The organism is Paraglaciecola sp. (genome assembly GCF_051252315.1).
Classification (GTDB): domain Bacteria; phylum Pseudomonadota; class Gammaproteobacteria; order Enterobacterales; family Alteromonadaceae; genus Paraglaciecola.
In genome coordinates this window covers 1-15,370 of sequence record NZ_JBPOFP010000019.1, presented here as the reverse complement: position 1 = coordinate 15,370, position 15,370 = coordinate 1, and the positions used below count along the sequence as shown (strand labels likewise).

Here is a 15,370-nt window from a genome sequence, read left to right as displayed (position 1 = left end):
GCCACCGATTAATCTAGCCATGTTCCTTCTTCTGTAGGAACAAATAAAGGAAGTGACAACCAATAATACCTACCTTTGTGTTCCCTGCTTGGCGCCGTGCAGTTGATTTTATGTCGACCGGCTTTAGCGCTTATTGTCACGTTTATGGAAATACGATTATCCTGACGATTGTGTTCAAGTCTATTGCCATTTTTATAACAAGCCACTTGTGAGTAATAGATATCATCGCTGTTAATCTTAAAAGTTAAATTAGTAGAGTCGGTAGTTGAACCTAGCTCTGGATCACTTGGTGTCACATCTGAAATTGGCATCGCTAAACTATTTAGCTTTACTTGGAGTGTCTTTAAATTGCTATAAATTCCTGCAGATGGAAATCTTGGTAGAGCAGAAAAGTCACTATAAGAGGCTATGGCGCCACTATGTTGGGCAAATCCTGTATAACCTAGTTTAGTTAAATTTTTCTTCAATGCTTGATTGAATTCTCCGTAAGGATAAGCAAAATATTTTAAACTGTACCCTAGTTTTGATGACAGCAATTCTTCCGCTTTTATCACATTTACAGTTACTCGGTTTAACCAGGTTTGTTCATCTTCAGATTTTAATTTATGCAATGAATGAAGGTGTGCATTGCCATGATTCGCAAAGCTAACGTTTTGTTTAGCCATCTGTTTAACTTGTTGCCAATCTAGTTGGTAGTTCTGATTTCCAATTAACGCTGGATTCACAAAAATGGTGTACGGAAATCCATGCTTTTGCATTATGGGATGAGCATTTTGATAGATATTTTTATATCCATCATCAAATGTAATAGCGACAGCTTTATCTGGTAGAGGTTGTTGATTAGACAGCTTTTCGATTACTGTATTAAGCGGCAGGACGGTATGGTGATCAGCCAAGTATTGCATATGTTGGGCAAACACTGTGGGCGAGACAGATGTAGACTTTGGCGTGTCTTCACTAACATGGTGATATACTACAATAACAGCATTGTCACGGGCTTGGCTTTGAGATAGAAAAGCAAGATAAGTTAACGTCAGTACAATCAGTTTCCACATATTTATTAATCAGTCAGTTCATAAATGATAGTTAGATGAGTCATAGTCGTATTTTATTAAATTTTTTTCAAACTAGTTTGCACAAAAAGATATTACTGATTGCTGTGCCAATGATTTTAAGCAATGTGACAACCCCTTTAATGGGCTTAGTTGACACAGCTGTGCTAGGTCATATGGATGGTGAGCATTATTTGGCAGGTGCATCGATAGCAACTTTAGTCATTACTCAATTGTATTGGTTATGCGGATTTCTGCGCATGACTTCAACCGGGTTAAGCGCACAGGCCAAGGGAAGTAACGAAGCGGATTTAAAAAATAAAAGCCTACTCCAGGGGATCTTAATTGGTCTTACTTTGGCGGTCTTTATATTGTTATTTAGTTCTCAAGTATTAAAAGTAGGCATTTACTTCGCTAATACATCGCAGCAAATAGAGCAGGTTATGTCAGAGTATTTTGCTGTTCGTATTTGGGGAGCACCAGCTGCTATGGCTAACCTAGCTATTATTGGCTGGTTAATTGGTCAGCAAAAAGCGAAAAAAGTTTTGTTAATCCAAATCCTAGGAAATCTACTCAACGTTGGATTAAATTTTTGGTTTGTTTTGGGTTTAGAACTAGATGTATATGGGGTTGCTTTAGCCACTATTTTTGCAGAATATTTTATTTTTATATCCAGTCTGTTCGCTGCATATAAGGTTTTGGGAAAGCCTTATATTAAATCCGAGTGGTTTTCACTGCAAAGTTTGAGCCCGTTATTTTCTCTCAATGTAAATACCTTTATCAGAAATTTAGTGCTGCAGGCTTGCATAGCCTTTTTAATATTTAAAGGTGTTGGTTTTGGTTCACAAGCTGCTGCTATTAACGCAATTATTATGCAATTTTTTACCTTAATTGCTCTAGGTTTAGATGGGGTGGCTTTTGCTGCGGAAGCCTTGGTTGGAGAATACAAAGGTAAAAAAGATCATAATGGTATCGTTCAGGTTAGTTTACATGGGCTAATTTGGTCTTCCATTTTGGCAATCATCTATAGCCTAAAATTTTATTTTGCGGGGCTTTTCATAATAAACATAATAACGGACCAAGTAGCTTTGAAGTTAGCAATGGAAGACTATCTAGTGTTTGTTTATTTGTTGCCTATTGTGGCGCATTGGTGTTTCTATTTTGATGGTATTTTTGTTGGTTTAACGAGGGCTACAGCTATGCGAAATAGCATGATATTCAGCGCTATGGTGATTTATTTTCCAAGTTTTTGGATGCTTTCAGAATATCAAAATCATGCTTTGTGGATAGCCATGTTGTTGTTTATGTTGTCTCGTGGAGTAACGCTGGGAGGTTATTTTAGTTATCTTTGTCAAAAGAAGAAGGTGGCGGTTTAAAGCCGGCAGTCATGCGATGGGCTAATATTCCCAAATAGCCGATTATTGCAGGAATTATTCCTATAGCAATCAATAATAACCCAGGTATTTGTAACCAAAACCAGTATCGGGCGCCTAGTAGAATTAGTACGGCGCCAACACAAAAAATGCCTAAACCCAGCTTAAACCTGGCCCAACTTTTATTTGGATTATCTGCTAATCTATTAAGCCAGTTGAATTTAGACATTAGAATCACATGTTTAGTAGTATGAGTGGTCGCCTGCTTCATGTTCAGTCGCGTCTTTAACACCAGTTAATTCGCCCGAGAACTGTTCTAACATTTGTTTTTCAATACCATCTTTTAAAGTTAAATCGACTTGTGAACATCCATTACAACCACCGGCAAATTGCAATACTGCAACTTTTTCGTCGGTAATTTCAACTAACATGACTTTTCCACCATGACTTGCTAGTTGAGGGTTAATCTCTGCTTCGATCATGTAACTAACACGTTCGGTTAATGGGGCATCTTCTGCTACTTTTCTTGCTTTAGCATTTGGTGCTTTTAGCGTAAGTTGCGACCCCATTTGGTCAGTCACAAAATCAATTTCAGCTTCTTCAAGAAAAGGTGCACTTTCTAAATCGATTACTGCGTCAAAACCACTAAATTTTAATACGGTATCACTATCTTCTACTGCATCTGCTGGGCAGTATGAAACACCACACTCTGCGCTAGGGGTGCCTGGGTTTACAACAAACACACGAATGCTTGTGTTTGCGTCTTGGTTTTCTAATAGTTTTTTAAAATGTGATTCTGCTGTTTCTGAAATTGAAATCATGAGGGTACCTAAATTTTACTAACTGAAACTAGAATAACAAAATTACTTGACTAAAACACTCAAGTAATCGTTTTTGCTTATGTTTATTTTGACTATGTGTTTAGTTATTTTCGGTAAGTGTGTTTATGAATGACAAATTTAAACCTGAAGTGTTAGACAAATGCTCCAGACATCTATCTTTAGATCTGGGTGATGTTTTTGAATTAATTTGTATGCGCTATTGATAGTTGTGCCAGTTGTGATGACATCGTCAAACAAGACTATGTGTGAGTATTCGGCTAACACTAAATTTGCACTTGATGTGATAGAAAATGCGTTACGTAAGTTGTTTTTTCTTGCTAAAGCCGTTAATTCAGTTTGTTTTTTAGTTGATTTTATTCGGCTTAATAATTCTGTATTGATTGGTATTTTGGCAAATTGACTTATGTGTTTAGCGATTTCAATACTTTGATTAAATTTACGCATTAAAAACCGATTATTGTGCAATGGAATAGGGATGATTAATTGAGGCTTTTCAGAAGGAATAGGTAAACAATTCTGGCTAAACAGCACTGCAAGTGCTTTAGCATTTGGAAGTTTTGCTGAAAATTTTAAACTAGTAAGTAACTTTGAAATTGGCCATTGATAATCGCATAGAGCTAAAATGTGTGGAAAAGATACTTTGCTGAGGCCTTTTTGCACGACTGGCCAATGCATTAGATTATGCTGATAAAGTTTACTGTCGAAAAGTTGTAAGTCTGATCGGCAATAAAAACATATAAGTGTGTCAGTCTCTTGATGGCATATTAAACAATTTTGAGAAAATAACTTCTGCATCATGCATCTTCCTTGTGCCTAGTCGTAATCTGATTAAAATACTCTGCTTTCCCTAAAGGTAAGTGTAGAACCATATGTCATTAAATCTAAAATATTCCACCGTTGGCCAAGGTGAGCACTTAGTCTTCTTACACGGTTGGGGGGTAAATAGTGGTGTGTGGACAACTCTTATTCCACTCCTAAAAGAACACTTCACGATAACTTGCATAGACCTCCCTGGATTTGGTTTAAATCATGATCAGTTACCTGAAAAATATGATTTAGAAAGTTTAGCTAAACAAATTGCCAGTCATTTACCCAAGTCTTGTTGTTTAATTGGTTGGTCATTAGGAGGATTGATAGCGCAACAAATAGCGCTGTCGTACCCTGAAAAACTACAGCGGTTAATTCTAATATGCTCTACCCCAAAGTTTTCCAAAAGTGAAATATGGCCTGGAATACAACCACAGGTATTAAATGAGTTTGCAAAGCAGTTACAAGATGAATTTTCTAAAACATTAGACCGATTCTTGGCTATTCAAGCTATGGGTAGTAAAAGTGCTAGGCTCGATGTGAAAAAAATGAAACAGGCAATTGAGCAATTCCCCACACCGTCTCTTTTTGCACTGGAAAATGGGTTAAATTTGCTAAATTATTGTGATCTGCGAGTGCCTTTAGCAAATCTGACAGTACCCTGTCACGCTTATTTGGGACGCTTAGATAGCTTGGTTCCTGTGGGGATTGCAGATGAATTAGTAGGCTTGTCTTCGAAGATAACAACAGAAGTTTTACCTCAAGCTTCACATGCTCCTTTTATCTCCCATACAGAAAACTTTGCTGAGCAATTGATGACACTTCTGCAATAAATGTGTTTGAAAACTAATTTTTATATACCTGAGTACACTCAGATATATATATAAATAGCCTGAAACCTTTAAAAAACCACTGTTTTGGTTAATAATTGTACATGAGGGTAGTGAGGTAATAGAGGTTATATGAATATCAGTCACAATATTAATTCTGCAATTGTTAATGGTACATTTGGTATCCAACGAGCGGAAGATAACATTGCTCAACATTCAGCTAATTTAGCGAGTTTGTCTGTTCGTGAGCCATTATCTGGTGATCCGCAAGATATATTAGCAAGCGCTAGCCTGAATCAATTGAACGCAATTAAACAAACATTACCTCAATCTAGCTATAACATTACTTCAGATTTAGTCGGTCTATCAATAAATAGCACCAATGCTCAAGCGTCTGCAAAAGTGGTAGATGTAGCAGGGGATACAATTGGCACCATTTTGGATATATTGGCCTAGTTCCCATGAATGTTATTCCGCCGGTACCCACTCCAGTCGTTTTTAACTCAGGCACAGTTAATACTGAGTCTGTTAAACGCGATAATACTCAGAGGGAAACTATTCCAGCATTGGCTGGTAATGAAAGCTCTAGCGCGGAGAAAGGAGTTGGTTCAGAGTCGGATCGAGTAAAAACACCCGGACAAAATCCACAGCCGGTCACATATGAAAAGCCTAACGCACAAAATAACCAATCGGTCGATAGCCAATCTACTCCTGAAAAAGATAACGCTAACGATGAAAGTGCGGGAAAAGAAGAAGCGGAAGAGCGACAAAAAGAACAACAAGCGCAGCAACAAGAACAAGCTGAAAAACAAGAAATTACTGCATTAAAACAAAGAGATTTAGAAGTACGAGCTCATGAGCAAGCTCATGCCGCCGCTGGCGGGAGTTATGCTAGCTCTCCTCAATATGAATATGAAAAAGGTCCTGATGGGCGCCGATATGCTGTAGGCGGTGAAGTAGCTATCGACATCTCGAAAGAAGCGACTCCTGAAGAAACTATCCGTAAAGCTCAACAGGTTAAAGCTGCTGCTTTAGCTCCCGCAGAACCTTCTCCGCAAGATTTACGCGTGGCTAATGAGGCTATGCAATTAGCCGCTGAAGCCCGACGAGAAATAAGCGCTGAGCAAGCAGAGAAGGCTAGGGAAGCATTTCGAAAAGCCGTTGGGAAAGAAGAATCGAAACCCAATCAATTAGCCCTTGATTTAGATGACTTTATCACTGGTGCTAACATTGATTCTGTCCCTAGAAGATTAAAAAATTCTGAAGATGCCAGTACTGTAGAAAGCGCTGCTGTGAGCCAAGCAGCTCAAACTCGAGATTTAGAGATCTCTAACAGGGTCGCGGTAATTGAAAATTTCTATCAAAAAGTTGGAAATCCTGAAGAAGGTCGACTTGATTTAACTGCTTGATTTATAGCTTGTTCCTAAATTAACTAGGCCCTCATTTAAGGGCCTTTCGATTGTATGGTTCACTACTATTTTTTGGCTTTAGCAAAGGCATCAGCAAACGCATTACCCATCATTTGGTTAGACTGGTTAGCGGGTTTTCCTCGATTATTTTGTTTCGTATGTTGTGTACGATCTTTTTTATGTTCAACTCGTGCTTTGTTCTTATTAGAATTGGTTTGATTTGGTGAGTCACCTAAACGCATAGAAAAAGATACCCGTTTTCTTGCAGCATCTACTTCCATAACTTTGACTTTAACAATTTCACCTGTTTTCACGATTTCTCTAGGGTCAGAAATAAACTTGTCAGTCATGGCACTGATATGAACTAATCCATCCTGGTGTACCCCAACATCAACGAAAGCACCGAAGTTGGCAACGTTACTCACCACACCTTCTAATATCATACCTACTTTTAAATCATTTAAAGACTGGACATCGTCTTTGAAGTTGGCTGTTTTAAATTCTGGTCGAGGATCTCTTCCTGGTTTATCCAATTCGCTGATGATGTCGCATACTGTTGGTAAGCCAAATTGTTCTGTAACAAAATTTTCAGGTTTTAAGTGTTTTAAAATATCGGTATTGCCAACAATATCGTTTACCGCAAGATCAGATTGCTGAATGATAGCTTTTACAACGGGGTACGCCTCCGGGTGGACGGCTGAAGCGTCTAACGGGTTTTCACCATCCATAATACGTAAAAAACCAGCGGCTTGTTCAAACGCTTTAGGCCCTAATCGTTCAACATCTTTCAAGGTTTTACGACTATTAAAAGCACCATTTTTATCTCTATAAATAACGATGTTATTGGCTAATGTTCGATTTAAGCCAGATACATGACTCAGTAAGGCACTAGAAGCAGTATTAATATCTACTCCAACAGCATTTACACAATCCTCTATTACGGCACTTAATGATTTACCCAAGTTACTTTGGCTAACGTCATGCTGATACTGACCAACGCCTATGGCTTTAGGTTCAATCTTGACTAATTCTGCTAGCGGATCTTGGAGTCGTCTTGCTATTGATACCGCTCCTCTGAGTGACACATCCATATCAGGTAGTTCTTCTGATGCTAGTTCTGACGCGGAGTAAACCGAAGCGCCAGCTTCACTTACCACTATCTTTTTAACACCTAACTCAGGGCTGTTTTTAATCACTTCTGCGGTAAGTTTGTCTGTTTCTCTAGAGCCTGTACCATTGCCAATGCTAATCAATTGAACTTTATGTTGTTTACATAAAGTGGCAATGGTGCGACTAGATTTATCCCACTGGTTTTGTGGTACATGGGGGAAAATAGTACTTGTGGCTAATACTTTTCCTGTGGCATCAACTATGGCTAACTTTACGCCAGTACGTAATCCAGGATCTAAACCCATTGTGACTTTAGGTCCCGCAGGAGCTGCCATTAGTAAGTCATTTAAATTCTTGGCAAACACTGTAATTGCATCCGCTTCTGCTTGCTCACGAATCGAACCAAATAATTCGTTTTCCATATGAAGTAACGTTTTAACTCGCCATGTCCACTGAACTACAGACGCTAACCATTTATCAGCTGGTTTATCATTAAACGTTAAATTTAAGTGTTGAGCGATGATATGTTCACAATGTGAATTTCGATTACCCTCTTCTTTTTCAGGATCTGCATCTAAACTTACTTGTAGAATATTTTCATTCCTACCTCGAAACATTGCTAGGGCGCGATGAGAAGGGACCTTTTTTATTAACTCAGTGTGCTCAAAGTAGTCTTTAAATTTTTCGCCTTCTTTTTCTTTTCCTGCAATTACTTGGCTTTTAATGTGAGCATTTTGTTTAAGATATTGGCGAATCTTTTGAAGTAATTCTGCGTCTTCAGCGAATCGTTCCATTAGAATATACTTGGCGCCGTCTAAAGCGGCTTTAGTATCTATTATTGTATCGCTTACAAAAGAATTCGCTTGGCTTTCAGGATCTAATTCTGGATTTTCAAATAGGGTGTTTGCTAATGGTTCTAACCCTGCTTCTTTAGCAATTTGACCTTTAGTTCTGCGTTTAGGTTTGAAAGGTAAATAAATATCTTCAAGCTCTGTTTTGTTATCAACTAATTTTAATCGTTTTTGCAATTCCGGTGTCATTTTATCTTGTTCTTGGATTGACTTGATAATGACTTGTCGTCGATCTTCTAAATCACGCAAGTAAGTTAAACGCTGATCTAGTTTTCGTAATGCAATATCATCTAAGCCATTTGTGGCTTCTTTTCGGTATCTAGCGATAAAAGGTACAGTTGATCCTTCATCCAATAAAGCTACAGCGGCTTGCACTTGGTGAGCCTTAACTTGAAGTTCTTGGGCGATTTTCTCTATGATCATGTTTGCTAAGCCTGTAATTTCGGTGTTTTCTTATTTGGCAGTTGATATATGGGTGAAACCAGTAAAATACCAGCGATAATTTAAAATTTTAAGCATATTTTTATGCCTGAATGAATGGCATGATTGACAATGACTGAACCTATTCATAGAGTTGTTTTACATTATTAATCAAACTTAATGATTTAAACGTTACTTCGCTAAATTGGTATCAATATTTAATTAAGGTATTACAAGGAGTTACATGTTTTAAAAGTATGCCGGCATTATTTTTTTATTGGCTTCTACGCAGCTGTTTTCTGCTGAAAATAAGCGCGCAGAAGCTTATGATATTTTTGATTTATCTCTAGAACAGTTACTCGAACTTGAAGTCTCTACCGGCGGGTTGTCTGAAGTTAAAGTAAAAGACTCTTCTTCAGCGGTAACCTTGATACGTTCAGAGCAAATTAAATATTCTTCGGCAAAAAACCTCACTGCGTTACTAGAGCAATATGTGACAGGACTAAACGTGATGGCTCATTCTGAAGGAGACAAAATAGGATTACGTGGGCTTATTGCGGCGGAGAATTACAAGCTTTTGCTTTTACTAAATGGTAAAAATATTACCAATATGGTTTATGAAGGAGCCATTCTGGAGCTTGACCAATGGAATTTAGATGATATTGATCGCATCGAAGTCATCCGAGGCCCTGGATCAGTGACTTATGGGACAGGAGCAATTGCTGGCGTAATCAATATCATTACTAAAAAATCCGGAACTAATAACACGCCGTTTGAAGTTAATGTTGCGATAAATGAAACCTATAATAGTCAAGGGGTAAGTATACAATATAGTGATAGTTTTGATGATTTTAGTATGTATTCGTTTCTTTCATATCGTGATACTGATGGCTATAAAAAGCCGAAATATTATGAAATGGATCATAGCCTATTAACGGATATTAGAATTGTAGGGCAGCAACCAGACAGCCTATTTAGAGGACAAAATTATTTAGCAGATACTTTTTCTCAACCGCAAATCAAAGCCCTTCTAGATATTGATTGGGGGGATAACTTGAATGTTTGGGCAAGGTATACCCAGTCGGGGCAAACACATCATTTTATTCCACAAGTAAATGTTTTGGTAGAAGATGAGCGGCAAATAGAGAATGGCCGTCAAGTTGGACTAAAAAGTTTTATCGCAGCAACAGAGTACAATTACCCATTTGGGCCTAATAGTCATTTAAAAGCTAATTTAACCTATGACAACCAAGAATATGTGAGGTGGTACGTACGTAACCTCGAATCTGAATGGCAGCATCCTGACAACATTCGGGACTATGCTTTTTCTCAAGAGCGAATTTCTGCATCACTTCTTTATGAATACTCAAATCATAAAAACGTAAACTTAATAACAGGACTAGAGCTGACAAATTTAAACGTAGGTGCGCCTTGGGGGAAAAGTTCGGACCATATTTGGATTAGAGAGGGTCAGCACTTAATAAGTAACTTCGATACAAGTGTTTATACACAAAATCAATCTTTGGAAGGAAGACCTAGATCATCTAATCACGTTGAGATCGGAAGTGGGTTACGTTTCCAAACTTTAACCCATTTACTTGAAGCCTCTTACCAAATTTCAGATCAAACAAAATTAACTTATTCTCATCGACTAGATGATTCCAATATGTCTAGTTCTATGTATTCGCCGCGGGTCTCTATGGTACGTGAATTAGATAGTAGCAGTACTTTAGTTATAACAGCGCAACGAGCGCTACGAATGCTCCAATTGAGAGCGCAATACTTATATCAACTAAATGATTCGGATGCCAAAAGTGACGAACATGAGTCCTTGGATGGGATTGAGGTGTCATATACAAATCAATTATCTGGCACTACTTTATTTAATATTCGTGGTTATTACAATGACATCTATGCGATTGGATATACCGGTAATGATTTACAATTTTTAGGCGACATTGAGTTAGTTGGTGTCGATTTTGAAGTTAACTATAAACATGAAGATATAGAACTTCATTTAAATCATGCTTTTGTTCGTCCTCTTGACGTTCGCATGAACCAAGCACTCAAAAATGGGAATAATCGTAATAATATATCTTTTAGTGACTACTATTTTGAGTCTCGTGGGGACTTTCCTTTGTTGTTAGAAGGTTATGGGAATGGGTTGAATAATATTCACGAGAATATTACTAAGTTTGTTTTAACCGCCAAGTTTTTAGACAACCAATTGGTTGGACAAATTAATTCTCAAGTCTATTGGGATTTTGATGGTAGTTATGACGAAATGGAAATGTATCAAAAGGCTTACGATAACTTTGATATTAGTAGTCTATCTGCCATTGAAGTTGAAGGGTTTAATCAGCAACAAGCGATTTTTGATAACGAACGTCGCCTGTTAGAACAAGAAGACAATTTTGGATTTGAGTACGGTGTAAGTATGTCTTTAACTTACGCTTGGCGACATAGCGATAGTGTTAAAATGGACTTGTCAGTACATGTAGAAAACCTGACAAACTCCAAAAATATTTATTATGTAAGTACAGGATCGACTTCGACTTACCCAACTCGATTAAAATATTTAGAACAGCCTACAAGCATTGGGGCTAATTTTCGGGTAAGTTTTTAGTGTTAGAAACATCACTTTCAATGTAAGTAGGTAGTTTCAATGTGACTTTAGTCCCTTGTTGTTCAGAACTCTGTATTTCTATCTTTCCTTTTAGCTTTTGTAACACAATGTTGTATACGATATTCATACCTAATCCCGTTCCACCCTCACTTCGTTTGGTGGTGTAAAAAGGTTCATAAATATTGCCTAACACTTCCTCAGTCATACCACAGCCATTGTCGGAAAATTCAATTACAACTTCTTCTTCCGAATTTTGGCGTAACTGGATGTCTATTTGAGCAGCCTCTTTATCCGAATTCCATTCGGTAAAAGCATGCGTAATGGTATTTGTAACTAAGTTTGTTAATACTTGAGCAAGTGCTCCGGGTACTGTAATTAAGGTAATAGAGTTGGCTTCAATGGGCTGGTATATCACAGCCTTTCTCTTTAACTGACTAGAGAGCGTATTAAATAATTCATTTATATATTTAGCTAAATTTATTTCTCGCGGCTCTTCAACAACATGGTCAACTGCTACTTGTTTAAAGTTAGAAATTAATGTGATGACTCTGGCAAGTGATTTGTTAGAAACTTCTGCTGATTGTGCTATGTCTTGCATAACGCCTGAAAGTTTACTTTTTGTTAGTTTATTATCTGCTATTTTTTTAGTTAACTCGTTTGCTCTATCTTGAATAACACTCAAAGACGTGACAACTATTCCAATGGGAGTGTTGATTTCATGGGATATCCCAGCCGTCAATAGACCCAGTGAAGCCATTTTTTCTGATTGTACTAATTGGCTTTGGGTACTTTCAAGATTTTTTAACGTATGTTGTAACTTCTCCGTCACCTTACGATTTCTAACAAAAAGAAATACTACAAGCACCGTAAAACCGGACACAATGATAATAAAGATAACGGTGAATATTAAATAGGTATTTTTACTTTTTATTGTTTGGTTTTTATTGGTGATTTCGGCTCGTTGCATTTCGAGTTGAGCTAGTTGCTCTTCAATTTCAGCTTTGTTTTGTGAGATTACTGAACCTAGATTAGTGATTTGCTCTTCTTTATTTTTTACATCAATATTTTTTTGTTCTAATTTTATTTGTGATTGAGTTAATGCTAGTTGCTGTTGTTCAGACATGGCATTTAACTCTTGTTCTTTTTCAAGGTATGAATTTTCTAAATTAGCCAATTTAATTTGTTGGTTTTCTAATTCAATTTTTTGCTTTTTTAAAGCGATCTCTCGTTGCTTTAGGCTTAAGTTATTTTTGTCTAATTGGCGCTTTGAAGCCTCTAAATTCTTAGCGGCTAAAGATAACTTATCTTCCAATGTAGCAATGTTTTCTTGCATGTTACTTTCACGCAACTTGATTTTTTGCATGGCTAATTCGGTTTCGCGATATAAGGTTGCTACATCTAACTCCGTCCCTCCTAGCAGCAACAGCTCATTTGAAATGTTTAACTTTTCATAAATTAGGTTTGACTTATTAATTTCAAAAGAGAGGTTATTGGTGCTTTTATTGTGTACGAAATTAATCATTACATCTTTTTTATTTTGCGTATCTTGGGAGATAAGCAGTGTTTCTGAACGACGTAATTGAAAAGATATTCGCTCAAGATTATCATTTAATTCTGTTGGGATATAAACTAGTTCTGCGATTTTTGCGTCATTTATTTTGTCTACTTCTATGACATTAATCGGCTTATCTCTAAGCTGCTTATTTGCTAATAAGTTTGAAAGCACATTATGGAAGGCGGGGTCGTTATAAATTGCTATGGTAAAGTTACTTTTAGACTCTTCATTTGGCCATGAGGTGTGTTTCATGAAGTTGAAGATAAATACCGCTTTAACTTTTTCTTCATTAACTTTTTGTGCAAAAACAGTTTGGCTCATTGATAGTAGACCAAACCACATTATCCAAATTATGTGCGTATGTTTTTTCATTAAAACCTAAATAGTTAAAATAGTATTTTGCGATTAATGTTAATGACACTCATCATTGTTACTTTTGCAAAGCATTTATGCCATTTTATACTATCTTAACAAGATAATAGCCAGTGTCGATAAAGAATATGTGCATACTTAATTTGCAAACATCACATAATATAAATCAATTATTACATACCTGTTGCACACGAAATTTAATCAAAGTATTACAGCTAAAAAAGTCATAGATTATTTGCGGTAATTGCCAAGTTTAATATCAACCAAAGGCTCGAGTCGCGATAATATGAGGTGCAAAAGATAAAAGTTTCTTTTTAGTCTTTTAAATAGAACTGAGCTCTTCGCGTTCAGTCTTTTTTAGATCGAAAGTTGGGCTTTCAGCTTGATTGTTTAAGCACGGCGGAGATTAATTAAATTCTATAGCTGAATAGCTAATTCTTGAAACGATCCAGTCCGCAGGCCCACTGGGTGTTTGAACCAAAACGTCGTCTCCTTCTTCCTTTTTAATAAGGGCACGCGCCATTGGTGAGTCGATTGAAACATAGCCTTTTGCATCTTTATAAATTTCATCTGGGCCCACGATCCTAAAAGTCATTTTTTTGCCATGATCATTTTCAATCTCAACCCAAGCCCCAAAGAAAACTTTACCATTTTGTTCAGGTGAGTAATCGACAATTCTCAAAGCATCCAACCTTTTGGTTAAATATCTAACCCTTGAATCTATTTGCCTAAGAATTCGTTTGTTTTCTTTGTAATCAGCGTTCTCAGACCTATCGCCTAAACTAGCTGCCCAAGTCACCTTTTTGGTTATTTCAGGTCGATATGTTCTCCAAAGATAATCCAACTCTTCTTTAAGCTTCTCAAATCCTTCTCGTGTAATTAAGTTTGTTTTCAAAATTTGTATCTAATTTTTACCTGACGTAATTAACAAATTATAAAATGGGGTAGACGTCATTTTATAATAACTCTATGAAAGGTTAAGTAAAAATAGAAGTCGCAGCAAGCCTTTAGTTTTAGTAACTATAAAAATAGATTTGTTAGTACTTTTTATTACATCAATTTATGTGCTGTGAAAGTGCAAAAAAATAATAATGGGCTAACCTTAAAGTTAATCAAAGTGAAATACTTTGAGGAATTAGATATTAAAGATGTTGCCCTATTAGTGTCTTATGTTTATTTACATTTAAATACAGTTTGATGATTTTAACTTGGCAACCATTAATGTTGAGGAATTATTCAATAACCAATATTTTGCATTTAAATAACGTTTCTTAAGTTTCAATAACCCGTTTACTCGGGAATAACAGCCCTTTTTAAGGGCAATAGTAATTAGGGAATAAGGTGCAGCACGGAAATTGGCTGATATATACAAGAGAGAATGCTAAGCCGAACATGGTGACATGTTCGGCTTTTTATTTATTATTTCGCATGTTTCACATTATAGTTTTAAAACCGCTAGTGTTTTTTCGAGGGCGCCAATATTGTTTTTTACTACCTTCCCTCCCGCGAACCCATCTTTTTCTTTTTGTTCTAGATTAGATAGCCAATAGCGGCTTTTTACCACAATATCGTGAGCTGTGTTTACTGTTTTAAGAGCTCCTGCTTCAGTCAACGCTAAATTAATTGCCGGGTTATTATAAATGGATGGCCCCATCATAGAAGGAAGGTTAAACAGTGCCGGTTCTAGAGCGTTGTGCCCACCTTTTGGGGATATACTTCCCCCTACAAATGCTAAATCCGCTAGGGCATATAGTGATCGCAATATGCCCATTTTGTCACATAGTAATACTTGCGTTTCATTTGCGATTGGCTTTTTATGGCTCACCAATTCACTATTTATGGATTGCTTTTGTAAAAGTTGATGAACCTTTTCAAATCGTTGGGGATGCCTAGGTACAATAATCAACAATAAGTTAGGAAAATCTTGTTTTAGTTCAGCGTATGCATCTAACAATATTTGTTCTTCTGGCTCATGAGTACTGCCCGCTACAAGGACCAGTCTGTTATTAATTTTATAATCAGATTTTAAGATTTTGGCTGTCAAAATATCATCAGGCGTAGACTTTATTTCAAACTTTAGGTTGTTAGTTAGTGTTAATTTTTCTTTTGATATACCTAAAGAC

Annotated in this window: 13 protein-coding genes; 5 read left to right on the top strand and 8 right to left on the bottom strand. The window is 36.8% G+C overall.

Annotated features, from left to right (window positions below; genetic code table 11):
• Positions 1-8: 8 nt before the first annotated feature.
• Complete coding sequence (locus ACSHXM_RS05640; protein ID WP_435687763.1) at positions 9-1,055, bottom strand: polysaccharide deacetylase family protein; 1,047 nt, start codon at positions 1,053-1,055, stop codon at positions 9-11.
• A gap of 35 nt (positions 1,056-1,090) precedes the next feature.
• On the opposite strand from ACSHXM_RS05640, the gene ACSHXM_RS05635 reads away from it, so the two are divergent.
• Complete coding sequence (locus ACSHXM_RS05635; RefSeq protein ID WP_435687762.1) at positions 1,091-2,428, top strand: MATE family efflux transporter; 1,338 nt, start codon at positions 1,091-1,093, stop codon at positions 2,426-2,428.
• On the opposite strand, the gene ACSHXM_RS05630 is transcribed toward ACSHXM_RS05635, so the two are convergent.
• From ACSHXM_RS05630 to ACSHXM_RS05620, 3 genes are all read right to left on the bottom strand, one after another.
• The gene (locus ACSHXM_RS05630; protein WP_435687761.1) at positions 2,391-2,654 is read right to left on the bottom strand and encodes a hypothetical protein; all 264 of its coding nucleotides are present in this window, start codon (positions 2,652-2,654) and stop codon (positions 2,391-2,393) included. The genes ACSHXM_RS05635 and ACSHXM_RS05630 overlap by 38 nt on opposite strands.
• 13 nt (positions 2,655-2,667) lie before the next feature.
• Positions 2,668-3,246, bottom strand: coding sequence for a Fe-S biogenesis protein NfuA (gene nfuA, locus ACSHXM_RS05625; protein WP_435687760.1), 579 nt, complete (start codon positions 3,244-3,246; stop codon positions 2,668-2,670).
• Between the two features lie 138 nt (positions 3,247-3,384).
• A complete protein-coding gene (locus ACSHXM_RS05620) occupies positions 3,385-4,065 on the bottom strand; it encodes a ComF family protein (RefSeq protein WP_435687759.1) in 681 nt (226 codons plus the stop codon).
• A 71-nt stretch (positions 4,066-4,136) separates the two neighbouring features.
• Here ACSHXM_RS05620 and bioH point away from each other — a divergent pair, with 71 nt between their 5' ends.
• The 3 genes from bioH (at position 4,137) to ACSHXM_RS05605 (ending at position 6,313) form a co-directional block, all read left to right on the top strand.
• On the top strand, positions 4,137-4,907 hold the full coding sequence (gene bioH, locus ACSHXM_RS05615) for a pimeloyl-ACP methyl ester esterase BioH (protein ID WP_435687758.1): 771 nt from the start codon (positions 4,137-4,139) through the stop codon (positions 4,905-4,907).
• A 129-nt stretch (positions 4,908-5,036) separates the two neighbouring features.
• Positions 5,037-5,360 (top strand): hypothetical protein, encoded by a 324-nt coding sequence (locus ACSHXM_RS05610; protein ID WP_435687757.1) that lies wholly within the window; start codon positions 5,037-5,039, stop codon positions 5,358-5,360.
• Positions 5,361-5,365: 5 nt separating this feature from the next.
• Positions 5,366-6,313 (top strand): putative metalloprotease CJM1_0395 family protein, encoded by a 948-nt coding sequence (locus ACSHXM_RS05605; RefSeq protein ID WP_435687756.1) that lies wholly within the window; start codon positions 5,366-5,368, stop codon positions 6,311-6,313.
• Positions 6,314-6,378: 65 nt separating this feature from the next.
• Here ACSHXM_RS05605 and ACSHXM_RS05600 read toward each other — a convergent pair whose 3' ends face one another.
• A complete protein-coding gene (locus ACSHXM_RS05600; protein ID WP_435687755.1) occupies positions 6,379-8,697 on the bottom strand; it encodes a Tex family protein in 2,319 nt (772 codons plus the stop codon).
• 274 nt (positions 8,698-8,971) lie between these two features.
• Between ACSHXM_RS05600 and ACSHXM_RS05595 the strand changes: the two genes are divergently transcribed.
• Positions 8,972-11,320: a TonB-dependent receptor plug domain-containing protein gene (locus tag ACSHXM_RS05595; protein WP_435687754.1), complete on the top strand. Its 2,349-nt coding sequence runs from the start codon at positions 8,972-8,974 to the stop codon at positions 11,318-11,320.
• On the opposite strand, the gene ACSHXM_RS05590 is transcribed toward ACSHXM_RS05595, so the two are convergent.
• From ACSHXM_RS05590 to ACSHXM_RS05580, 3 genes are all read right to left on the bottom strand, one after another.
• A complete protein-coding gene (locus ACSHXM_RS05590) occupies positions 11,298-13,196 on the bottom strand; it encodes a YfiR/HmsC family protein (RefSeq protein ID WP_435687753.1) in 1,899 nt (632 codons plus the stop codon). The genes ACSHXM_RS05595 and ACSHXM_RS05590 overlap by 23 nt on opposite strands.
• 457 nt (positions 13,197-13,653) lie before the next feature.
• A complete protein-coding gene (gene greB / locus ACSHXM_RS05585; protein WP_435687752.1) occupies positions 13,654-14,142 on the bottom strand; it encodes a transcription elongation factor GreB in 489 nt (162 codons plus the stop codon).
• A 543-nt stretch (positions 14,143-14,685) separates the two neighbouring features.
• Positions 14,686-15,370 (bottom strand): 3-deoxy-D-manno-octulosonic acid transferase (locus tag ACSHXM_RS05580; RefSeq protein ID WP_435687751.1); only part of this gene is annotated, 685 nt, incomplete at its 5' end.

Excerpts from the sequence above, each read along its gene's own strand:
- ACSHXM_RS05640 (WP_435687763.1), bottom strand. The coding sequence starts at position 1,055 with ATGTGGAAACTGATTGTACTGACGTTAACTTATCTTGCTTTTCTATCT.
- ACSHXM_RS05635 (WP_435687762.1), top strand. The coding sequence starts at position 1,091 with ATGAGTCATAGTCGTATTTTATTAAATTTTTTTCAAACTAGTTTGCAC.
- ACSHXM_RS05630 (WP_435687761.1), bottom strand. The coding sequence starts at position 2,654 with ATGTCTAAATTCAACTGGCTTAATAGATTAGCAGATAATCCAAATAAA.
- nfuA (WP_435687760.1), bottom strand. The coding sequence starts at position 3,246 with ATGATTTCAATTTCAGAAACAGCAGAATCACATTTTAAAAAACTATTA.
- ACSHXM_RS05620 (WP_435687759.1), bottom strand. The coding sequence starts at position 4,065 with ATGATGCAGAAGTTATTTTCTCAAAATTGTTTAATATGCCATCAAGAG.
- bioH (WP_435687758.1), top strand. The coding sequence starts at position 4,137 with ATGTCATTAAATCTAAAATATTCCACCGTTGGCCAAGGTGAGCACTTA.
- ACSHXM_RS05610 (WP_435687757.1), top strand. The coding sequence starts at position 5,037 with ATGAATATCAGTCACAATATTAATTCTGCAATTGTTAATGGTACATTT.
- ACSHXM_RS05605 (WP_435687756.1), top strand. The coding sequence starts at position 5,366 with ATGAATGTTATTCCGCCGGTACCCACTCCAGTCGTTTTTAACTCAGGC.
- ACSHXM_RS05600 (WP_435687755.1), bottom strand. The coding sequence starts at position 8,697 with ATGATCATAGAGAAAATCGCCCAAGAACTTCAAGTTAAGGCTCACCAA.
- ACSHXM_RS05590 (WP_435687753.1), bottom strand. The coding sequence starts at position 13,196 with ATGAGCCAAACTGTTTTTGCACAAAAAGTTAATGAAGAAAAAGTTAAA.